Annotated in this window: 23 protein-coding genes; 16 read left to right on the top strand and 7 right to left on the bottom strand. The window is 69.7% G+C overall.

The window, feature by feature from the left end; translation table 11 throughout:
- Positions 1–25: 25 nt before the first annotated feature.
- From ABT009_RS29925 to ABT009_RS29915, 3 genes are all read right to left on the bottom strand, one after another.
- The gene (locus ABT009_RS29925) at positions 26–1,027 is read right to left on the bottom strand and encodes an ABC transporter substrate-binding protein (RefSeq protein WP_351301673.1); all 1,002 of its coding nucleotides are present in this window, start codon (positions 1,025–1,027) and stop codon (positions 26–28) included.
- Positions 1,028–1,181: 154 nt separating this feature from the next.
- On the bottom strand, positions 1,182–1,319 hold the full coding sequence (locus ABT009_RS29920; RefSeq protein WP_351301703.1) for a substrate-binding domain-containing protein: 138 nt from the start codon (positions 1,317–1,319) through the stop codon (positions 1,182–1,184).
- A gap of 36 nt (positions 1,320–1,355) precedes the next feature.
- Positions 1,356–2,279, bottom strand: a complete 924-nt coding sequence (locus tag ABT009_RS29915; protein WP_351301671.1) for a helix-turn-helix transcriptional regulator — start codon at positions 2,277–2,279, stop codon at positions 1,356–1,358.
- Positions 2,280–2,391: 112 nt separating this feature from the next.
- Here ABT009_RS29915 and ABT009_RS29910 point away from each other — a divergent pair, with 112 nt between their 5' ends.
- The 5 genes from ABT009_RS29910 to ABT009_RS29890 all read left to right on the top strand — a co-directional run bounded on the left by ABT009_RS29910 (position 2,392) and on the right by ABT009_RS29890 (position 6,020).
- Positions 2,392–2,529: a carboxymuconolactone decarboxylase family protein gene (locus tag ABT009_RS29910; protein ID WP_502989985.1), complete on the top strand. Its 138-nt coding sequence runs from the start codon at positions 2,392–2,394 to the stop codon at positions 2,527–2,529.
- A gap of 84 nt (positions 2,530–2,613) precedes the next feature.
- The gene (locus tag ABT009_RS29905; RefSeq protein WP_351301668.1) at positions 2,614–3,027 is read left to right on the top strand and encodes a (R)-mandelonitrile lyase; all 414 of its coding nucleotides are present in this window, start codon (positions 2,614–2,616) and stop codon (positions 3,025–3,027) included.
- 51 nt (positions 3,028–3,078) lie between these two features.
- Complete coding sequence (locus ABT009_RS29900) at positions 3,079–4,047, top strand: aldo/keto reductase (protein WP_351301665.1); 969 nt, start codon at positions 3,079–3,081, stop codon at positions 4,045–4,047.
- A 24-nt stretch (positions 4,048–4,071) separates the two neighbouring features.
- On the top strand, positions 4,072–5,106 hold the full coding sequence (locus ABT009_RS29895) for a zinc-dependent alcohol dehydrogenase family protein (protein ID WP_351301662.1): 1,035 nt from the start codon (positions 4,072–4,074) through the stop codon (positions 5,104–5,106).
- A 26-nt stretch (positions 5,107–5,132) separates the two neighbouring features.
- Positions 5,133–6,020: an aldo/keto reductase gene (locus tag ABT009_RS29890; RefSeq protein ID WP_351301660.1), complete on the top strand. Its 888-nt coding sequence runs from the start codon at positions 5,133–5,135 to the stop codon at positions 6,018–6,020.
- On the opposite strand, the gene ABT009_RS29885 is transcribed toward ABT009_RS29890, so the two are convergent.
- On the bottom strand, positions 6,003–6,902 hold the full coding sequence (locus ABT009_RS29885; protein ID WP_351301657.1) for a helix-turn-helix domain-containing protein: 900 nt from the start codon (positions 6,900–6,902) through the stop codon (positions 6,003–6,005). The two genes, ABT009_RS29890 and ABT009_RS29885, sit on opposite strands and share 18 nt — an antisense overlap.
- Before the next feature lie 390 nt (positions 6,903–7,292).
- Between ABT009_RS29885 and ABT009_RS29880 the strand changes: the two genes are divergently transcribed.
- The 6 genes from ABT009_RS29880 to ABT009_RS29855 all read left to right on the top strand — a co-directional run bounded on the left by ABT009_RS29880 (position 7,293) and on the right by ABT009_RS29855 (position 12,606).
- Entirely contained in the window at positions 7,293–7,679 is a 387-nt protein-coding gene (locus tag ABT009_RS29880) for a DUF2255 family protein (protein WP_351301654.1), read from the top strand.
- Positions 7,680–7,710: 31 nt separating this feature from the next.
- Positions 7,711–8,757 carry an NAD(P)-dependent alcohol dehydrogenase gene (locus tag ABT009_RS29875; protein WP_351301652.1) on the top strand — a complete coding sequence of 349 codons (1,047 nt, stop codon included), beginning with the start codon at positions 7,711–7,713 and terminating at the stop codon, positions 8,755–8,757.
- A 124-nt stretch (positions 8,758–8,881) separates the two neighbouring features.
- Complete coding sequence (locus ABT009_RS29870) at positions 8,882–9,931, top strand: NAD(P)-dependent alcohol dehydrogenase (RefSeq protein ID WP_351301649.1); 1,050 nt, start codon at positions 8,882–8,884, stop codon at positions 9,929–9,931.
- Positions 9,928–10,593: an SDR family NAD(P)-dependent oxidoreductase gene (locus tag ABT009_RS29865; protein WP_351301647.1), complete on the top strand. Its 666-nt coding sequence runs from the start codon at positions 9,928–9,930 to the stop codon at positions 10,591–10,593. The genes ABT009_RS29870 and ABT009_RS29865 overlap by 4 nt, the downstream gene beginning before the upstream one ends.
- 19 nt (positions 10,594–10,612) lie before the next feature.
- Entirely contained in the window at positions 10,613–12,199 is a 1,587-nt protein-coding gene (locus tag ABT009_RS29860) for a Na+/H+ antiporter (protein WP_351301644.1), read from the top strand.
- Positions 12,200–12,222: 23 nt separating this feature from the next.
- A complete protein-coding gene (locus ABT009_RS29855) occupies positions 12,223–12,606 on the top strand; it encodes a nuclear transport factor 2 family protein (RefSeq protein WP_351301641.1) in 384 nt (127 codons plus the stop codon).
- Between the two features lie 7 nt (positions 12,607–12,613).
- On the opposite strand, the gene ABT009_RS29850 is transcribed toward ABT009_RS29855, so the two are convergent.
- Together ABT009_RS29850 and ABT009_RS29845 are read right to left on the bottom strand one after the other, a co-directional pair.
- Positions 12,614–13,054: a TetR-like C-terminal domain-containing protein gene (locus ABT009_RS29850; protein ID WP_351301638.1), complete on the bottom strand. Its 441-nt coding sequence runs from the start codon at positions 13,052–13,054 to the stop codon at positions 12,614–12,616.
- Positions 13,055–13,225: 171 nt separating this feature from the next.
- Positions 13,226–14,119: a Gfo/Idh/MocA family protein gene (locus ABT009_RS29845; RefSeq protein ID WP_351301635.1), complete on the bottom strand. Its 894-nt coding sequence runs from the start codon at positions 14,117–14,119 to the stop codon at positions 13,226–13,228.
- Positions 14,120–14,363: 244 nt separating this feature from the next.
- On the opposite strand from ABT009_RS29845, the gene ABT009_RS29840 reads away from it, so the two are divergent.
- Together ABT009_RS29840 and ABT009_RS29835 are read left to right on the top strand one after the other, a co-directional pair.
- The gene (locus ABT009_RS29840) at positions 14,364–14,792 is read left to right on the top strand and encodes a hypothetical protein (protein WP_351301633.1); all 429 of its coding nucleotides are present in this window, start codon (positions 14,364–14,366) and stop codon (positions 14,790–14,792) included.
- Between the two features lie 39 nt (positions 14,793–14,831).
- Positions 14,832–15,647 (top strand): DUF427 domain-containing protein, encoded by an 816-nt coding sequence (locus ABT009_RS29835; protein ID WP_351301630.1) that lies wholly within the window; start codon positions 14,832–14,834, stop codon positions 15,645–15,647.
- A gap of 185 nt (positions 15,648–15,832) precedes the next feature.
- Here the strand turns inward: ABT009_RS29835 and ABT009_RS29830 are convergent, their stop codons facing one another.
- The gene (locus tag ABT009_RS29830) at positions 15,833–17,005 is read right to left on the bottom strand and encodes an LLM class flavin-dependent oxidoreductase (protein WP_351301627.1); all 1,173 of its coding nucleotides are present in this window, start codon (positions 17,003–17,005) and stop codon (positions 15,833–15,835) included.
- Between the two features lie 641 nt (positions 17,006–17,646).
- Here ABT009_RS29830 and ABT009_RS29825 point away from each other — a divergent pair.
- From ABT009_RS29825 to ABT009_RS29815, 3 genes are all read left to right on the top strand, one after another.
- The gene (locus ABT009_RS29825; RefSeq protein ID WP_351301625.1) at positions 17,647–18,681 is read left to right on the top strand and encodes an aldo/keto reductase; all 1,035 of its coding nucleotides are present in this window, start codon (positions 17,647–17,649) and stop codon (positions 18,679–18,681) included.
- Positions 18,682–19,169: 488 nt separating this feature from the next.
- Positions 19,170–20,123, top strand: coding sequence for an ABC transporter permease (locus ABT009_RS29820; protein ID WP_351301622.1), 954 nt, complete (start codon positions 19,170–19,172; stop codon positions 20,121–20,123).
- A complete protein-coding gene (locus ABT009_RS29815) occupies positions 20,120–21,022 on the top strand; it encodes an ABC transporter permease (protein WP_351301619.1) in 903 nt (300 codons plus the stop codon). Before ABT009_RS29820 ends, ABT009_RS29815 begins: the two co-directional genes overlap by 4 nt.
- Positions 21,023–21,095: the final 73 nt, after the last annotated feature.

Genomic DNA, 21,095 nt, shown 5'->3' with positions numbered 1-21,095 from the left:
CGATTTTCTGCCGTCGCTGTTCAGGTCACATGTCGAGGGTGTTCGGGTCGGGGCCCTGGACGGGTCCGATGTAGTTCTCGAAGATCCCCTTGAGGCGCTCGACGCGGGCACGGTCGTGCATGAACTCCCAGAAGCCCCACGGCGAGGTGTTGTCGTACCAGCGGACGTGCCGGAAGCCGTCGGGCACGGGTACGTCCTCCCGGGCGGGCCACTGGAACACACGTGCCTGCTGCTGGGCGGAGAGCCACCAGCTCAGATAGAGGCGTCCGGCGGCCTTGTGGCGGGAGGCCTTGAACAGCGCTCCGGTCTGGTACCAGGACTGGAAGAAGGTGCGCTCGGGAATGCGGAAGCGCACCGGATTGCCGGGCTGGTCCACCAGCGTGCTGTAGGAGGTGAAGGAGACGGCCTTCTCGCCTGCCCCCACCATCACCACCGGTGTCTGGGTGCCGCGAACCCACAGCACGTCCTGGGTGAGGAGCTGCTCCAGCCAGCTCCAGCCGAACTGCGCCACCAACTGGTCGAACTGGTACAGCACCGCGTCGTCGTCATGCGGGTACGTCAGGACGATCCGGCCCTTCCAGCGGGGGTCGAGGTAGTCCCCGGCCTCGATCGGCGCCTCCTCGTCCGGGACCACCCGCGAGTCGTACACATTGGAGAACGCGAACACGAACATCGGGACGTAGAAGCCGTCCGGGTCCACGAAACGCTCCGGCACGTGCTCCAGGCCCATCGGACGGAACCGCTCCAGGACGCCCTGCTGCTTCCAGTACGTGTAGTCGTGCAGCGACTGCAGATGCACCACGTCCGGAGTGAGACGGTCGTGGAGCAACTCGAAGTCCACGACCGTGTCGTGGTACTTGCTCAGCTGCACGACGGCACTGATGTCGATATCGGGGAACTCCTTCTGGAACGCCTGGGTATACATCAGCGACTGCGACTTGGCGTCACCCCCGGCCCAGACCACAAGCTGCCCGCCCTCGGCACGGGCCTCCTCGTACAGCTTCTGCAGGTTCTGCTGCTCGTCCATCACGAATTCCAGCCGTCTTCGGAATCGGGGTGCAAGCACCTTCGCGTCTCCGTCCAGGTTGGACGCCAGGTCCCGATCCCGCATCTCAGGCGGGCGGTATTGCGGCCTTCCACTGTGGAGGTCAACGTCCAGCGAATAGATCGGCCTTGTCGGCCTACTCCGCAGGTCGGGCCGTGGTCCGGCGCGGCACGAGCGTGGGGGAGAGCCTGACCTGGACCGACGGCCGGCGACGGTCGGCGATCCGCTCCAGGAGGAGACGGGCGGCATTTCTGCCGATCAGGCCGACCGGCACTGGGATAGGCGGCAGCCGCACCAGTTGATGGGTTGGTCAGGACGACGGCGAGGCGGCGTCGTCCTGGGCAGGGGTCCCTTGCATGCCTGCGTGGGCCCAGTCGTGCTCATGCGCGGCCATGTCGAGCAGGACCAGGGCGTCGTGCTCGGGAGTGCCCGGCTCGGCGTAGTACACCACCAGCCGGTGGCCGGGGGTGCCCTCCAGGTCCATGGATTGGTAGCCGAGGGTGAGGTCACCCACGTCGGGGTGGTGGAAAGTCTTGCGGCCGTAGGAGTTGCCCCTGACGTCGTAGCGCTCCCACAGGCGGGCGAACTCCGGGCTCTTGAGCAGGAGTTCACCGGCGAGCTGAGCTAGGTCTGGCGCGTCGGGATCGGTGCCGGCCAGGGCCCGCAGCCGGGCCACGCAGCCGCGGACCTGGTTGTCCCAGTCGTGGAACAGCTCGCGGGCGGTGGGATGGAGGAAGACGTAGCGGGCGATGTTGCGCTGCTTGGTCGGCCAGTCCTCGATACCGGCGAGCAGCCGCAGGCCGCCCGGGTTGTACGCCAGTACGTCGGTGGTGCGGCTGACGACGCGGGCCGGGCTCGGCCGCAGGGCCTCCAGCAGCAGCTTCACACCGGGCCGGACCGTACGGGAAGGTGCGTTCGGCGGCTCGGGCGCGCTGCGGGCGGCGAGGGCAGCCAGGCTGCGCAGGTGCTCGTGCTCGTCCTCCTCCAGCTTGAGCGCGCGGGCCAGGGAGTCGACGACGGACGGGCTGGGGCGGGTCTCCTTGCCGCGCTCCAGGCGGGTGTAGTAGTCGATGCTGATCCCGGCCAGGGTGGCCAGTTCCTCGCGGCGCAGCCCGGGCGTGCGCCGCACCCCGGAGCCGACCGCGAGCCCGGCCTCGGCGGGGGTCACCCGAGCGCGCCGGGCGCGGAGGAAGCGCCCGAGCTCGGTACCGCCGCTGGTCTCCTCACGTGTCATGCATTCCAGTGTGGATGCGCCGTGACCTGCGCGGGAGGCGTCTGGGGGGCCCTGTCATTCCCCCGAACGGCACTCCCCGGCACAACGCGGCCTGCCACCCTGACTGCTCACGGTGGAGGGTTGGAGTCGACGGAACCCCGAGCAGCTGGGCTCCCACCTCCGGCGCGCGCTCGACAACGGGATGACCAGGGACGAGCTGGTCGAGGCCCTCACCCCATGGCGTTCTACGCCGGATGGCCCACCGCCATGAGCGCCGTCACCCAGCTCAAGGACATCGCCGAGGCGCAGACCCGCGCCACCGACTGACCGATCGACCGCAGCAAGGAACAGCACCGTGGAAATCCTCAAGAGGCAGCCCACCAGCAAGGCGCCGGCCGACTGGTTCACCGGTGACGTGTGGTGGGACGTCGTCTACGCCGGTCAGGAGCCGTCCCGCGCCCGACTCAATCTCGTACGGTTCGCGCCCTGTGCCCGCACAGACTGGCACTCCCACACCCTCGGCCAGACCCTGCACATCGTCTCCGGGATCGCCCTGATCGGCGGCCGTGACGGCACGGTCATCGAGGCCCGGCCCGGCGACACGATCTACACCCCGCCGGGGGAGGAGCACTGGCACGGCGCCGCCCCCGACGCCTTCATGGAGCACCTCGCCCTGTGGGAGGGCCGCGGCGACGGCAGCCCGGAGACGGCCTGGCTGGAGAAGGTCACCGACGAGCAGTACACCGCCCCGCGCACCCGCGCTCACTGAACCCTCACCGGAAAGCACGGCTTCACCCCCCACACCGGAAGGCACGACTTCATGCGGACCACCACCCTCGGACCCGACGGCCCCGAGGTCGGCGTCATCGGCCTGGGCTGCATGGGCATGAGCTTCGGCTACGACCTGGCCACCCCTCGCGACGACGAGACCCTGATCTCGGTGATCCACCAGGCGCTCGACCTGGGGATGACCCTGCTGGACACCGCCGACGTCTACGGTCCGTTCACCAACGAGGAGTTGCTCGGCCGGGCCCTGGCCGGCGGGCACCGGGACCGGGCCGTGCTGGCGACCAAGGCCGGCGCCCTCACCTACGACGAACAGGGCAACCCCGTACGCGGCGACAACGGCCGCCCCGATCACATCCGCCGCTCCCTCGACGACAGCCTCAAGCGGCTGGGCACCGACCACGTCGACCTGTACTACCTCCACCGCGTCGACCCGGACGTGCCTGTCGAGGAAAGCGTCGGTGCCCTGGCTGAGGCCGTGGCCGCGGGTAAGGCGCGCGCGATCGGCCTGTCCGAGGTCACCGTCGAGCAGATCAAGCGGGCCCAGTCCGTTCACCCCGTCACGGCCGTGCAGTCGGAGCTCTCGCTGTGGACGCGGGACTGGATGCGGGAGGTGCTGCCGTACTGCCAGGAGCAGGGCATCGCCTTCGTGCCGTACTCGCCCCTCGGCAAGGGCTTCCTCACCGGCCGGTTCGCGTCTTTCGAAGACCTGCCGCAGGACGACTTCCGCCGTGGCCTGGCCCGCTTCCAGCAGGACGCGCTGCGGCAGAACCTCGCCCTCGCCGACAAGGTCAAGGAGATCGCCGAGCAGATCGGTGCCACCCCGGCCCAGGTGGCGCTGGCCTGGGTGCTGGCCCAGGGTGAGTACGTCGTCCCCATCCCCGGCACCAAGACGCCGAAGTACCTGCTGGACAACGCCGGTGCGGCCGACGTCGAGCTGAGGGCCGAGGACCTCGCCGCTCTGGACGCGCTGCCCACGCCCACTGGCGGCCGTTACTACTGATCACCCCCCACCGGAGGAAATCTCATGCGAGCAACGCTGATGTACGGCGCCGGTGACGTCCGCGTCGAGGACGTCCCCGACCCGAAGATCCAGCAGCCCGCCGACGCCGTCGTGCGCGTACTGCGATCCTGTATCTGCGGTAGCGACCTGTGGCCCTATGGCTCCATGCCGTCGGCGGAGCACGGTGAGCGCATGGGCCACGAGTTCCTCGGCATGGTGGAGGACATCGGCTCTGAGGTGTCCGGGCTGAAGCGCGGTGACCTGGTGGTGGCGCCGTTCGTCTGGTCCGACAACACCTGCGACTTCTGCCGTGAGGGCCTGCACACCTCCTGCCGCCACGGCGGGCTGTGGGCGGCGAACGGCATCGACGGCGGCCAGGGCGAGGCGGTGCGCGTGCCGCAGGCCCAGGGGACCCTGGTCAAGCTGCCCGTCACCGAAGATTCCGCCCTGCTGCCCTCGCTGCTGACCCTGTCGGACGTGCTCTGCACGGGCCACCACTGTGCGGTGACCGCCGGTGTCAACGCCCGCACGACCGTCACGGTCGTCGGGGACGGCGCGGTCGGCCTGTCCGCCGTGCTGGCCGCCAAGCGACTCGGCGCCGAGCGGATCATCCTGATGGGCCGGCACAAGGACCGCACCGACCTGGGCCGCGACTTCGGCGCCACCGATGTCGTCCCCGAGCGCGGCGAGGAAGGCATCGAGCGTGTACGGGAGTTGACCGGCGGTGACGGTACCCACACGGTGCTGGAGTGCGTCGGGACCTTGCCCGCGCTGCAGATGTCGATCGGCGCGGTGCGCGCGGGCGGCACGATCAGCCGGGTCGGTGCGCCGCAGTACGGCGAAGTCCCGCTCGGTTTCCCGGAGTTCATGAACAACATCACCCTCACCGGCGGGGTCGCCCCGGCCCGCGCCTACATCGAGGAACTCCTGCCCGACGTCTTGGAGGGCCGGATCGAGCCGGGCCGCGTCTTCGACCGCACCGTCGGCCTGGACGACGTTCCGGCCGGTTACCGCGCCATGGCCGACCGCGAGGCGCTGAAGGTCCTCGTCCAGCCGTGAATCGAGTTGTCCCACAAGGAATTTCCATGAGCGGAACGAGCACTGTGCTGAAGCTGAACAACAGTGTCGAGATGCCTGCCCTGGGTCTCGGCGTCTACCAGAGCCCTCCGGAGGAGACCGCCGCCGCGGTCGAGACCGCTCTCCGGGACGGCTACCGCCTGATCGACACCGCTGCCGCGTACCGCAACGAGGAGCAGGTCGGCGAGGGCCTCAAGCGTTCCGGCGTGGACCGCGATGAGGTCTTCGTCACGACCAAGCTGTGGCTGAGCGACTACGGCTACGACTCCGCCCTGCGCGCTTTCGACGCGAGCTTGGACAGGCTGGGCCTGGAGTATCTCGACCTCTACCTTCTTCATCAGCCGGTGCCGCTGGAGCCCGAGCCCTGGGTGGCCGCTTACAAGGCCGCCGAGAAGCTGCTGGCCGACGGCCGGGTCCGGGCGATCGGCGTCTCCAACCACACTCCCGGACTGCTGCGCACCCTGATGGACCGCACGGACGTCGTCCCGGCGGTCAACCAGGTCGAGCTGCACCCGTACTTCATCCAGCGGGAGCTGCGCGAGCTGCACGACCGGCTCGGCATCGTCACCCAGTCCTGGTCGCCGATCGGCGGCATCACCCAGTACTGGCCGCACGCCCCCAACGGAGGCCGAAGCGTCCTTCAGGAGCCGGCCGTCACCGAACTTGCCGCGAAATACGGCAAGACGGCGGCCCAGGTCGTCCTGCGCTGGCACCTCCAGCACGGACTGTGCGCGATCCCGAAGTCGGTCAAGGCGCACCGCATCGCGGAGAACTTCGCTGTCTTCGACTTCGCGCTGACCCCCGAGGAGGTGGCCGCCGTCGACGCCCTGGACACGGGGCTGCGCAGCGGACCGGACCCGGAGACCATCCGGTTGGATTCATTCGGGCGTCGCTGACGGTTGCCCCTGTCGGGCATCGGCGGCTGCCATGTCGAGCAGGACGAGTTTGTCGTGGTCGGGGGTGCCGGGCTCGGCGAAGTACGCCACGAACCGTTGCCCCGGGGTGCCTTCGAGTTGCATGGACTGGTAGCCGGGGGTGAGGTCGCCGACCTCCGGGTGGTGGAAGGTCTTGTGGCCGTGGGTGTGCCACCGCACGTCGTAGCGCTCCCACAGGTCGGTGAACTCCGGGCTCTTCTTCAGTAGCTCGTCGACGAGTTGGGCCAGGTCGGGGGCGTCCGGTTCGATGCCGGCGAGGGCGCGCAGACGGCCGACGCAGGCACGGATCTGCTCGTCCCAGTCGTCGAACAGCTCGGTCGCTGCGGGGTGGAGGAAGACGTAGCGCACCACGTTGCGCTTCTTCGCCGGCCAGTCCGCCATCCCGGCGAACAGCCGAAGGCCGCTCGGGTTGCAGGCGAGGATGTCCATGGTGCGGCTGATCACGTACGCAGGGAGGGGGCGCAGGCTCGCCAGCAGCAGTTCGACTCCGGGTCGTACGGTCCGGTCGGGCGGGGAGGCCGGCTCCGGAGCGGAGCTGCCTGCGGCCCGGGCGGCGAGGTCGCGCAGGTGCTCGTGTTCGGCCGGGTGCAGTTGCAGGGCCTTGGCGAGGGCGTCGACGACGGAGGGGCTGGGGTTGGTCTCCTTGCCGCGCTCCAGGCGGACGTAGTAGTCGACGCTGACCCCGGCCAGCGTGGCGAGCTCCTCCCGGCGTAGCCCAGGGGTGCGCCGCAGCCCGGGGCCGGTCGGCAGCCCGGCCTGCTCGGGGGTCACCTGCGCGCGGTGTGCGCGCAGAAAGGTCCCCAGTCCGCTGCCGCCGTTGCCGTTCTGCCGCTCGCGTGCCATGCGCCCAGTGTGGCAGGCCGGGCGTGATGGGGCCATGAGCTGCGCTGATGCGCGGTGAGGGGCCCTGTCACACCCCCGAATGCCACTCCCCGGCATAACGCGGCCTGCCACTTCGCTCGCCGAGCCCGCAGGCTGGATCCCAGGTCGACAGAGCCGTCCGTGGCAGCCGAGCCGCCTCGTTCCACCGAACCATTTTCCGTACGCAGGAGATCTCCCCGTGTCCTCCTTCCTCACCTCAGCCCGGCACGGCGCCGTTGCGGCCGCGCACAGGGCGCCTGCTGATCGCCGCGCTGCTGGTCCTCGCGACCACGGTCACGAGCCTGCTGCTGAGGCCCGCTCCCGGGCCACCACGCCCGCGTCCTCGAAAGACCCCGAGAAAGAGACCCAACCATGACCACCACGAACGCCTGGGCGGACGACGAACTCGACAGGATCGAACACGCGGAGGAGCTGCGGATCGCGTCCGTGCGGCGCAGCGGCGAGCTGGGCAGCCGGCGGACGATCTGGGTGGTCCGCGTCGGCGACGGCATCTACGTCCGTTCCGTGAACGGCCCCGGCTCCGACTGGTACCGCGGCACCCGGGCCCGCCAGGAGGGCCGTATCCAGGCCGGCGGTGTGATGAAGGACGTGACGATCGTCGACGCCGACGAGGAGATCAACGACGCCGTCGACGCCGCCTACCGCGCCAAGTACGGCCACTACGCCGACCACATCATCAAGGCCATCACCAGCCCCGAGGCGAGCTCCACGACGATGCGCCTGTTGCCTCGGGCCTGAGAACCAAGCAATCCCACGTACTGGAGACACTGTGCACACCGTCAACGCCTACGCCGCCACGTCCGCGACCGAACCGCTCAGCCCGACGACGATCGAGCGACGCGAGGTCGGCCCGCGCGACGTCCTGATCGAGATCAAGTACTGCGGCATCTGCCACTCCGACATCCACCACGCGCGCAGCGAGTGGGGCGAGCAGACCTACCCGGTGGTGCCCGGCCACGAGATCGCCGGCATCGTCACCGCGGTGGGCTCCGAGGTCACCAAGTTCGACGTCGGCGACCGGGCCGGCGTCGGCTGCCTGGTCGACTCCTGCCGCGAGTGCGTCAACTGCCGTGCGGGCCGGGAGCAGTACTGCGTCCAGGGCGGTGGCACCCTGACCTTCGGTTCCGTCGACAAGGATGGCCGGCTGACCCAGGGCGGCTACTCCACCCACATCACCGTGGACCAGGACTTCGTCCTGAAGCTGCCCCGGAACGTCGACCTCGCCCAGGTCGCGCCGCTGCTGTGCGCGGGCATCACGACGTACTCGCCGCTGCGGCACTGGGGCGCAGGCCCGGGCAAGAAGGTCGCCGTCATCGGCCTTGGCGGGCTCGGCCACATGGCGGTCAAGTTCGCCCATGCGATGGGGGCCGAGGTCACCGTGCTGTCGCAGTCGCTGAAGAAGATGGACGACGGCCTGCGCCTGGGCGCCGACCACTACTACGCGACCAGCGACCCCGAGACCTTCGAGAAGCTGGCCGGCACCTTCGACCTGATCGTCAACACGGTCAGCGCCAAGCTCGACCTCGACGCCTACCTCGGTCTGCTGGCCGTGGACGGCGCCCTGGTCAACGTCGGCGCCCCGGCCGAGCCGCTGTCGCTGCACGTGTTCTCCCTGCTGATGAAGGGACGATCCTTCGCCGGTTCGCTGATCGGCGGCCTTCCGGAGACCCAGGAGATGCTGGACTTCTGCGACGAGCACGGCATCGGCGCCGAGGTCGAGGTCATTCCGGCAGAGAAGATCAATGAGGCGTACGACCGAGTCCTGGCCTCCGACGTGCGGTACCGCTTCGTGATCGACACGACGACGCTGGCCTGACCCACGGCCACGTCCTGAGAGCACCCCCGTGCGCGGGCGGTTCCTCCCGGAACGCCCCCGCACGGGGTTCCGCGGCCCGATTGTCGCCCTACCGACCGACAGCCTCACGAACCGGAGACGGAACATGCTGACCGCAAGCGCCTACGCCGCCACGTCCCCCACCGAGCCCCTCGCCCCGACCACGGTCGAGCGTCGTGACCTCGGCCCTCGTGACGTGCTCATCGACATCAAGTACTGCGGGATCTGCCACACCGACATCCACTGGGTGCGCGGCGACTGGGGCGAGAAAGACTACCCGGTCGTCCCGGGCCACGAGATCGCGGGTGTGGTCGCGGAGGTCGGCCCGGAGGTGACGACGTACGCCGTCGGCGACCGGGTCGGCGTCGGCTGCATGGTCAACTCCTGCGGGGAGTGCGGTCCGTGCCGCCAGGGCGAGGAACAGTACTGCACCAACGGCACGATCCTCACGTACGGCTCGATCGACCGGGACGGCACCCTCACCCAGGGCGGCTACGCCACCCACGTCGTCGTCGACCAGGACTTCGTCCTGCGCATCCCCGAGGGCATCGGCCTGGACGAGGCGGCCCCGCTGCTGTGCGCCGGCGTCACGACGTACTCGCCGCTGAAGCGCTGGGGCGCAGGACCCGGCAAGAAGGTCGGTGTCATCGGCCTCGGCGGGCTGGGGCATGTGGCCGTCAAGATCGCGAAGGCGATGGGCGCCGAAGTCACCGTGCTCTCGCGCTCCCTCGCCAAGAAGGACGACGGGCTCCGCCTGGGCGCCGACCACTACTACGCGACCAGCGACCCGGCGACCTTCGAACAGCTGGCGGGCACCTTCGACCTGATCGTCAACACGGTCAGCGCCGAACTCGACGTCGACGCCTACCTGAACCTGCTCACGGTGAACGGCACCCTCGCCATCGTCGGCGCCACCCCGAAGTTCTCCCTCAACCGCTCCAGCCTGGTACGCAACCAGCGCGCCTTCGCCGGCTCCCAGATCGGCGGCATCCGCACCACCCAGGAGATGCTCGACTTCTGCGCCGCACACGGTGTGGGCGCCGAAGTGGAGATCACCCCGGCCGGGAAGATCAACGAGGCGTACGACCGCGTCCTCGCCTCCGACGTGCGCTACCGCTTCGTGATCGACACCTCCACCCTCGGGACCACATCATGACCACGATCGCCGTCATCGGAGCCGGACCAGGTCTCGGCGCCGCGGTCGCCCGCCGATTCGGCCGCGAGGGCCACGACGTCGCGCTGATCGCCCGTGACCAGGCCCGGCTGGACACCCTGGCCGCCGACCTCGCGGGTGACGGCGTCACGGCGCGTGGCTTCACCGCCGACGTACGCGACCCGAAAGCGCTGCAGGCCGCCCTGGACGCGGCGCACGCGACCCTGGGCCCGATCGAGATCCTTCAGTACAGCCCGGTCCCGCACCGGGGCTTCATGCGGCCGGTCCTGGAGACCACCGCAGCGGACCTCGCCGGCCCCGTCGAGTTCTCCGTCTACGGCCCGGTCGCCGCCGTACAGCAGGCACTGCCCGACATGCGGGCGCTCGGCCGCGGCACGGTCCTGTTCGTCAACGGCGGCACCGCCGTGGTCCCGCACCCCGACCGTGCGGGCACCTCGATCGCCTTCGCCGCCGAGAGCGCCTACGCCCGGCTGCTGCACGATGCCCTCGCGGACGAGGGCATCCACGTCGCGCAGCTGATCATCCCCGGCGCGATCATCCCCGGCCACCACCGCAAGGACCCGGCCGTCCTGGCGGACACCCTGTGGGGCATCCACCGGGACCGGTACGGCTTCCGGCACTTCGCCGACGACCTCGACTCCTGAACGGCCCGGGAGACACACCATGCTCGGTCTCGAACTCGTCGTGGTCCTCGGCGTGGCGGTGCTCCTGGGCAACGCCCTCGGTGACCGCTTCCGGATCGCCCCGCCCGTCGTGTTGCTCGTCTTCGGCGCGCTGCTCGGCTTTGTGCCCGCGCTGCGCGAGGTGGAGCTGCCGCCGGAGGCCGTCCTGCTCATCTTCCTGCCGGTGCTGCTGTACTGGGAGAGCCTGACCACCTCCTTGCGGGAGATCCGCCGGGACCTGCGCGGCATCATCCTGATGAGCACCCTGCTGGTCATCGGCACCGCCGGTGCGGTGGCGGTCGTGGCGCATGAGCTGGGCCTGGACTGGGGTCCGGCCTGGCTGCTGGGCGCGGCTGTGGCCCCCACCGACGCCACGGCCGTCGGCGTTCTCGCCAAGGCCCTGCCCCGCCGCAACGTCACCCTGCTGCGCGCCGAGAGCCTCATCAACGACGGCACCGCGCTGGTGGTCTACGGGTTGGCCGTCGGCATCACGGTCGGCGAGGAGCACTTCACCGTCCCGCACGTCACCTGGCTGTTCGCCGTCTCCTACGTCGGCGGAGCCGCGGCCGGAGCAGTGATCGCGTGGCTTGTGATCAGGGTGCGCCGCCTCTTCCACGACCCGCTGCTGGGCAACGTGGCCATGATCCTCACCCCGTTCACCGCCTACCTGCTCGCCGAGCTGATCCACGCCTCCGGCGTGCTCGCGGCCGTCGTGGCGGGGCTGATCATGAGCCAGGCCGGGCCACGCGTGGCAGGGGCCGCGATGCGCCGCCAGGCGGAGGAGTCCTGGTCGCTGGCCACCTTCCTGCTCAACGGCTCTCTGTTCGTCCTCGTCGGCCTGGAGGCGCAGGCGGCCGTCCGCAGCCTGCACGGCACCGACCTCACCCACGCCCTCATCGCCGTCGGGGCGGTCTCCGCCGTGGTCGTCGCGGCGCGCTTCGCCTTCAACTTCACCGTCCCGTACCTGATCCGCCTGCTCGACCGCCGCCCGCAGCAGCGCCTGCGCCGTATGAACTACCGCGCCCGGGTGGTCACTTCGATCGCGGGCTTCAGGGGCGCGGTCTCGCTGGCGGTGGCCCTGTCGGTGCCGACGACGCTCGACTCGGGCGCCCCGTTCCCCGACCGCGACACGATCGTCTTCGTCACGTCCGGGGTCATCGTCACCACGCTGGTCGTGCAGGGGCTGCTGCTGCCGGCCGTGGTGCGCTGGGCCAAACTGCCCCGCGACACCTCCGTCGAGGAGGAGCGCTTCCTCGCCGAGACGACCGCCATCGAGGAGGCCCTCAAGGCCCTCCCGGAAGTCGCCGGCGAACTGGGCACCGACCTGGCCGTCGCCGAACGCATGCGCCAGGAGTACGAGACCCACCTGCTCGTCGTCCATGCCGGCGGCGGCGAGACCGACGACGAGGACATCCTGCGCCACGACCGGCACTACACCGCCCTGCGCCTGGCCCTCCTCGCCCACAAACGCGCCACCGTGCTCCGCCTCCGCGACGAACACGAGATCGACGACACCGTGCTGCGTCAGGTCCAGCGGCAGCTCGACATCGAGGAAGTACGGCTGTCCCGACGCGAAGCCGCCGAATGACCACCACCACGGGAGGAGCCACCATGCACGCATCACCCGACGAGAGCGCTCGCGAGGAGGTCATCGCGGCTTACCGCGCTCACCTCCATGCGATGACCGACGGCGACACCGACGTTCTCGACGACCTCCTCGACGACAAGTTCACCCTCACCCACATCACCGGGTACGAGCAGCCGAAGGCCGAGTGGCTGTCCCAGATGAGAGCCGGCCGGTTCGTCTACCACGGCGTCGTCGAGAAGAACGTGACCATCGACGTCGAGGGCGACACGGCCCGCCTTGTCGGCCGCATCGTCACCGACGCGACGGTCTACGGCACGCACGCCGACTGGCGGCTGCAACTGACCATGGACTACGCCCGAGAGGGCGACACCTGGACCGCGCTGCGCTCAGTCGCGACGACCTGGTGATACGGGCCTACAGCCCGACCAACTCGGCCACCTGGCGCATCTGGAAGTCGAAGTAGGCATCCCGCGCCTCGACGACCTCGTCGAACTGGCCGAACACCTCGAAGCTGACGGCGCCGAACAGGTGGGTCCGGCCGAGGAAGCCGCGGGCCATCAGTGCCTCGGGCAGGTCGGGGAGGTGCTCCTCCCGGATGCGGGTGAAGTCGGCGCGCACGTCGTCCGGGAGTCCGGCCGGGCCGGTGTCGGACAGCGCGCCGCTACGGACGCCGTCGATGAGGATCTGCAACAGCGCCCGTGGGGTCCGGGTGGCGGCGGGGAGGGTGTCCGGCGGGGCGGTGTAGCCGGGGACAGGGCTGCCGAAGATCAGCGCGTACTCGGCCGGGTTGGCCAGGGCCCAGCTGGACGCTCGTCGACGATCGACGCGATCTCCCCTCTTCCGCAGGAGTCCCAACCATGTCCGTCCCTGTCACTCCGGCCCGGCAGCCGGTCGGAGGCGTCTCGGGGCCTCCAGTCTCGGACGGGGAGATCACTATGCGACCACCACACCGTGCGTACCATGCCTGACCTGCAGATATCCCTTGTCGATCGCGGCGGGCCACGTCTCCGGCGAGATTCGTCGCTGTCACCGCGTCCTGATGCCGGTGGTCAACTGTGCTTCGGCTGCAGCGAGTATCTCCGTCACTCGTAGTCCGAGAGCGGCGTCGCAGGGGTGTGGTCGGCCGGTGCGGGCTGCGGCGAGGAGGGCGTCAGCGGCTCGGGTGAGAGCGTGGACCGGTCCTTCGGAGGATGCGGGCAGGATGGTTGCGCCCGCCTTTCCGCGCAGCTCGACGGTGGCACCGGCAGCGGCGGGTGGGGCGGTGAGGCTGAGGGTCAGGGTGCTCGACGCCCCGCTGATGTGTTCGAGGACGAGGTGGACGGTGTCCTTCGGGCCGCGTGCGGTGGCCGCCACCTGCTTGACGTCGCCGAGAACCGGCAGCAGTACGGACAGGGCGTGAGGGCCGACGTCCCACAGGGCGCCCTTTTCCCGTCGCCATGGCGACGCCGCGAACGGGCTGTCGCTGGTGAACACCGAGCCGAGCCACTCAGCGCGTGCGGTGAACCAGCCGTCCACAGCGGCCTGTTCGGTGATCCAGTCTTCCGTGGCGGTCTGGAAACGGGTGGTGAAGAAGACGACCGAAGCGACGTCGGCCTGTCCGGCCGCCTCGACGACGGCCCGCCCCTCCTCAACGCTTGTAGCGAGGGGCTTGTCGAGCAGCAGATGACAGTGCGCCCGCGCGGCGCGCACCGCGAGTTGGGCCTGTACGGAGGGTGGCAGCGCGATGGCGACCGCGTCCACCTCGGCGAGCAGGGCGTCGACGTCCTCGTATGCGCGTGTGCCGTGACTGTCGGCCAGGGCCCTGGCCGCGTCCGCGCGCCTGCCCCACACCCCCACGAAGTCCAGCTCACGATGCCCGCTCAACGCGGGGGCATGGACCGCCTCGGCCCACGGTCCTGTACCGAGCAGTCCGATGCGCATGCCGCCGCCTCTTCTCGTTCACGATTCCGTGCGGCAACCGATGCCGGCCCGCCCGACCACTAGTGTGCAGTGAGACTTTCACACCCGGCCCCGACGGTGCATGACCACCCATCGTGCCGGGGACCCAAGTGCGTCGGTCGAGCCACGGTCGAAGCGGAAGCTGGGGTTCGTTTAGCGCAGCCGGCGCGACTCCGGACCGTAGCCGAGAATCGGGCCGCGGCCAGGAGACGAGCTCGGAGGCGCTGTGCAGACGGGCCGCCCTACTAACGGCCGCCGTAGCGCGCCGCCGCGGGCCGTGGTCGTCGAGGCGAGTTCGCAGGCGGCCGCCAGCCGCCGCGCTTCCGCCTCCCGCTGCGGCGCCCTCGGCGCCAGCCGGCCGGGCGCCCTCCAGGCGTTCACCGGCACCCTGCTGACAAACTGGACGGAGCGCCGGCTGCGGCTCGGGCGGTACCGCGCGGTGGCCGGCGGCTCGGTGACGGGCCGTTCCTCGGCGGTGTTCGTCCCCCCGAGCCTCAACACGGTCGTGGACCCGCTGCCGGCGTTCGCCGACCCGGACGGCTCCGACTTCGAACCCGTGTCAGTGTGGGAGCGGGCCGGCAGCAACGTCGACGAGTACCTCCGGGTGTTCGGTCGCCCCGAGCAGGTCGCCGCATGGCGGGAGAGCCGCGCCTAACTGAAGTCACCGCGTGAGCCAGCCGAAGGAGAACCGGTCATGACCACGATCCCCACCACCCGCGCCGTCAGGACCACCCCCGAAGGCCTCCTGTGGGATCCCAGTGAGCGCTGGGTGCGCGGCCGCAAGGGCGAGGTGACGGTCGTCGACAGTCGGCACCCCGTCCTCGTCTGGGAGCCCGGATCGCCCGTCCCGCTCTACGCCTTCCCGCGCGAGGAGGTCCGCGAGGACCTGCTCCGCCCGGCGAAGAACCCGCCGACGGGTACCCACACCGGGTCGCAGATCTTCTACGACCTCGAAGTCGACGGCGACCTGCTGGAGAACGCGGCCTGGACCTTCCCCTCCGAGGACCTGGCCGGCCACATCGCCTTCGAGTGGTTCCGGCGCGTCGGCCGGGGGCTCGACCACTGGTACGAGGAGGAGGAAGAGATCTTCATCCACCCCCGCGACCCGCACAAGCGGGTGGACGCCGTTCCCAGCAGCCGTCACGTCGTGGTCGAGATCGACGGCACGGTCGTCGCGGACACCCACCGCCCGGTCCTGCTCTTCGAGACCGGCCTGCCGACGCGGTACTACATCCCGCGCGAGGACGTCCGCCTCGACCTGCTCGAACCCACCGGCCACAGCACCGGCTGCCCGTACAAGGGAACCGCCGCGTACTGGTCGTGGCGGAGCGAGGCCGATGTTCCGCCGAACGTCGTCTGGAGCTACGCGGACCCGCTCCCCGCGGTGGGCGCCATCAAGGGACTCCTCGCCTTCTACAACGAGGCGGTCGACATCACCGTCGACGGCGAACGCCTGGAGCGGCCCGTCACCCCGTTCACTCAGACGCTCTCGGCGCAATCACCGACGTGACGCCGTGGCCTCCGACGTCGTTCGTTGCGACAGTCGCGGCCCCGGGGGAGGCCCCCAGTCCGTGATGGAGGCACGGCCCGGGGTACTACCTGCGCAGGTTCGCTGAACAAGCTGTGGAGGGCGCCGGAGGTGCCGCGGCTCCGACGGCCGGCCTGTCGGAGCCGCGTACGACGGTGCCATGCTCGTCACCCGGCCGGTTCGCGCAGCCTGGGAAGCAGTTGGTCGCCGATGCGACCGATCTCCTGCTTATAGGGGGTGTCGGACAGGACGAAGTGGGTGATGCCGAGCTTGCGGTAGTTGTGCAGCGCCGTGGCGACGTCGTCGGCGGAGCCGACGAGCCACGTGGTTCCCGCTCCGCCGCCGCCGAACCTGCCGGGGGTGGTGTAGAGGCAGGTGTCGAGCACCTCGCCGCGCTCGGCAAGATCGAAGAGGCGCTGCTGCCCGACTGCGGTCTTGCGGTTTCCCGTCCAGGTGGTCGTGCCGGCGCTTGCGGCCATCTTCGCGACCTTCGCCTCGGCGTCGCGCCATGCTTCCTCGGTGGTGTCGCGCACGAGTGTCGTGATCCGCAGCCCGAACTCAAGGGGCTTGTGCCTGCGGTCCACCTGCTCGCTCAACGTCTTGAGCCGGTCGATGCGTTGGGCGAGCCCGTCGAGTGGCTCACCCCAGAAGAGCTGAACATCGGCCTCTGCTGCCGACACCCGCTCTGCGGCTTCAGATGCGCCGCCGAAATAGAGCGTCGGATGCGGCCGCTCATCGGTGCCGTACGGGCGTGGCGCGACGGTGGACCCGGTGACCTGGAAATGCTCGCCCTTGAACGTGACGTCCTCTTCGGTCCAGAGGCGCCGCACGAGATGCAAGAACTCCTGTGTGCGGGCGTACCGTTGCGCTGGGTCGATACGTGTGTCGCCGTACGCGGCCAGGTTGTCCAGTCCGCTGACGATGTTGACGAGGACGCGTCCACGACTGAGTTGGTCGAGCGTCGCCGCCGCGCCGGCGAAATGAGCCGGCTGCCAATAGCCAGGACGAATCGCGATCAGGGGCTTGAACGTCGTGGTCCGGGCCGCCAGAGCCGTGGCTACGGTGAAGGTGTCCGGGCGTCCCCATCCGGTGCCGAGCAGGGCGCCGCCCCAGCCGTGGTCTTCTGCCGTACGGGCGAGGTCCGTCGAATACTCGATGGATCCCCAGCCAGAGGTCGTGTCGTCGCCACGGTGGCCCGGTTCGACGGTGTTGGGGATGTACCAGAGAAATTCCAGGCTCATCATGCTTCCGATCGCTGGTTGGCCGGTGTCGGCGGGATGCCGGTTTGTGTCGGTTATGGGGGAGTGAGGCGTGCGTGCGCGGGCGATGAATGTCGGCACGCGTGCCGTCGCGCCCGGGCTGCGGGCGTTACCGCACGACGAAGGCGTCAGAGGGCGGGAGAGACCGACCTTGCCGAGGCCTCGCGCTGCGGCATTGGCGTTTCTCCTGCCGCGGCCTCGAGTTCGAGGCTCTCCTGAAGGCGGTCGTCCCGGTCGATGGGTGAGAGCTTCGTCAGACAGGGGTTACGCGCGCTCGCGCAGCTCGGCAACGTGCGCGGTTCACTGCTCGATGAAGAGGGAGCCGGACTGACGTCCGTCGACTTACGTTTCGCTAGCCCGCCGGGTCACTGCCCAGTCGCGTGCTGCGTCCGGAACCAGTCCCTGACGGCATGGCGGTCGTCGACGATCAACGCACCCTGCCCGATCTGCGGCGACGTATCGAGTGCGGTTGGGAGATCAACAGCGTGCGCTGGACACGCGGACGAGGTCGACACAACGCTCCTTTGTCAGGAGCAGAACCTCCAGGACCTCACGCATGTGATCGAGTCTCTGCGTGATCGTTCAGAATGTCAATGAGCTCATTCCGCGTGCCCGGAACGCGACTTGACGGCTCTCGCCCCGGCCGCCCGGCGTCGCTCCCGCCCTTGACCTCTGATGACCTCTGACACACCCTCTGACGTTCTGAACGGAAACTGATTCAAATGGCTGCCTCCGGACCCTTCGAGACTTACCACGCGGCGGACGACCGCTACGAGAAGCTGGAGTACCGCCGTACCGGGAACTCGGGACTCGACCTGCCCGCGTTCTCCTTCGGTCTCTGGCAGAAGTTCGGGACCGACCATCCCTACGAGACCCAGCGTGAGATCGTGCTGCACGCCTTCGACCTCGGGATCACCCACTTCGACAACGCCAACCGCTACGGTCCGCCGCCCCGCGCCGCCGAGAAGTTCTTCGGCACGGTGCTGCGTAGGGACCTCGCGCCCTACCGGGACGAGCTGATCCTGTCGACCAAGGCCGGCAACCCGATCGGCTCCAGCCCCTACCTCAAGGGCGGCTCCCGCAAGTCGCTGCTGGCCTCGCTCGACCACAGCCTGCGAGACCTCGGCACCGATTACGTCGACATCTTCTACAGCCACAGCCCCGACCTCTCCACGCCGCTGGAGGAGACCGTCGGAGCGCTGGTCACCGCGGTCCAGTCCGGCAAGGCGCTGTACGCGGGCATCTCCAACTACACCACCGAGCGTGCCCACGAAGCGGCCGAGTTGCTCCGCCAGGCAGGGGTCCCGCTGCTGGTCCACCAGCCGAGGTACTCGATCTTCGATCGTCGCCCGGAACTCAACGGTCTGCTCAAGCTCGCCGCCGAAGACGGCTTCGGCCTCATCGTCTACAGCCCCCTCGCTCAGGGGCTGCTGACCAACAAGTACCTCGACGGCACGATCCCCCAGGGTGCCCGAGCCCAGAACAGCACCTTCCTGTCACCGGCCGACATCGATGACACCTACCGCGAACGAGCAACGGCGCTCAACGAGATCGCCCAGCAGCGCGGACAGTCACTGGCGCAGCTCGCGCTGCAATGGGTGCTGCGTCAGCCACAGGTGACCAGTGCGCTCATCGGCGCGAGCTCGACCTGGCAGTTGGACCACAACCTCAAGGCGTTGGACTTCCCGCCGTTCACCGAAGAGGAGCTTGCGCTCATCGACCAGCACGGCATCCACGGGACCGGCGTCCGAGTCTGAGACGGCGGCGCGGCCGGTTGCCGCTTGCAGCGGTATTGGCGCTATACGAGGAGGAGAGTAGGGTTCTCTTTTGTGGGGGTCGGCGTTTACGTCTGCCCTCGCGGGGATGACGTGCCAGGACGGGCCCGTATCCCGGCGGCTGCCGCGATCGTCGGTGACCCCACGAGCGTGGCAGCAGGCACCCCGGTAGTGGTGTTGCGCGCCCTGGATGGGCCGCTCACCGCTGCCGTGCTCACCGGCCGCCGCAGCTGCGGGGGTGCGGCAACCGGTCTCCGCCGGGGCGCGCCCACGGGGCGGCAGTCGGCATGCTCCGCCGGTGATCCCTTCCGGTCGCAACACCGCGTACTGCTCAGCACGGTCATGGATATGGCCGGACGTGCCGCCACCGCCCCGGGAGAGCGGTGCGCAGAACCAATGCCCTAGGAAGAGCGGAGGGGTGCGCAGGCACCCGGCCGCTCGGCCCGCTTCGCCTGAGGAAAGCGAGTCGCATGGTGCTTCCCGTTGTGAGACGTGTGGGTCGAAGCCTCCTGGTCGTACTGCTGGTCACGATGGGGGTGACGCTGCTGCTGAGCCTCGCTCCGGGCTCGGTGGCGGAGGTCGTTCTCGGGCCGGACGCGACGCCCGAGACCGTCAAGGCGATGGAAACCCAGCTCGGGCTCGACCAGCCGCTGTGGGCGCAGTACTGGGACTGGCTCACCGCGGCGGTCCAAGGCGACCTGGGGAACTCGCCGGTGACGGGGCAGCCCGTCAGCACTGCGATCGTGGAGAGGCTGCCGGTCACCCTGCAGTTGGCGGCGATGGCTCTGGTGCTCGCTCTCGCTGTCGCGGTGCTGTTGGCCGTCGCCTCGGCCGTGCGCCCCGGAAGCCCGGTGGACCGGCTGATCAACGCGGTGTCGTCGGTCTTCCTCTCGGTGCCCGCGTTCATCGCCGGCCCGGTGCTGATCTATGTCTTCGCCCTCCAGCTCGGCTGGTTCCCCGTGACGGGATGGGCGCCGGCCGGTGACGGCATCGGGGCCAACCTGCGCGGCGCCGTGCTGCCGACGGTGGCCATCGCCCTGACGGAGATCGCGGCGTTCCACCGGCTGCTGCGCACCGACCTGATCGGGACGCTGGGGGAGGACTTCGTCGGAGCGGCGCGGGCCAAAGGCATGAGCGGCAGGTACGTGATGTTCCGGCACGCCCTGCGCCCGTCCTCCTTCTCGCTGGTCACGCTCGCGGGCATCAACCTGGGACGGCTGATCGGCGGGACGGTCATCGTCGAGACGCTCTTCACTCTGCCCGGTCTCGGGCAGCTGCTGGCGTCCTCGATCACGTCCCGGGACGTGGTGACGGTGCAGGGAATCGTCGTGTTCATCGCGGTGGTCTACGTCGTGGTCAACATGCTGGTCGACCTGAGCTACGGGCTCATCGACCCGCGCGTCAGAAAGGCGGCCAAGGCATGACGCAGTCGGATGTGAAGTCCGCACCCGAGGCCGCCGCTTCCTGGGGCGACGGCGCACGCGAGCCGGTGGTACCGCGGGTCAGCGAGCCGCGCTCGGTGGTGGTGTACCTGTCGTACGGCTGGCTGTTCGCCGTGGTCGCGGTGGCGCTGCTGGCCGGCATGCTGCCCTTGGCGTCCTATGCGGTCCCGGTCGGCCCACCGCGGCAGGCCCCGCAGCTCGGCTCGTTGGACTTGCTCCTGGGCACCGACAGCCAGGGCCGGTCCATCCTGTCCCGGTGTGCGTACGGGGCGCAGGTCTCCCTCGTGGTGGGCGCCGCCGCCGGACTGGTCGGCGCGGGCATCGGAACCGCCCTGGGCATGCCTGCCGGCTATTTCGGCAAGCGCGCCGACTCCTTGGTGCGGCTGGTGGCCGACGCGATGCTCGCCTTCCCGCCGCTGATCCTCCTGCTGGCCCTCTCGTCGATTCTGACCCCGAGCGTGCGCACCCTGCTGGTGGGCCTGACGCTGCTGATCGTCCCCTCGTACATCCGTCTGGGCCGGGCCAACACCCTTGCATGGGCGGCCAGGGACTTCGTTTTGGCCGCGCGCAACATGGGCGCGGGGCACCGGCGCGTGCTGACCCGGGAGATCATGCCCAACGTCCTGCCCACGCTGGGCGCGTACCTCCCGGTCGTGATGGCCGCGCTGATCGTGGCCGAGGGCTCACTGAGCTTCCTCGGCCTGGGGATCCCACCGCCTCGCCCCAGCTGGGGCGGGATGATCGCCGAAGGCAAGGACTCCATCGCGGAATCGCCGCACATGGTGTTCGTCCCGTCCCTTGTCATCTTCCTGACCGTCTTCGCGCTGAACCAGGCCGGCGACCACCTGCGCCACCGGTTCGACCGCACGCTGCGCGGCTGACCGGCGGCCCCCCGGGGCCGCAGCCCGGCACGCGCTCCACGACAAACCCGCCCCTCCCTCTCCGTGATGCGGG

The sequence above is a fragment of the Streptomyces sp. NPDC002896 genome (assembly GCF_040295225.1).
Classification (GTDB): domain Bacteria; phylum Actinomycetota; class Actinomycetes; order Streptomycetales; family Streptomycetaceae; genus Streptomyces.
Note: the sequence above shows the minus strand (reverse complement) of the source record. Positions and strands in the feature narration are given on the sequence as shown.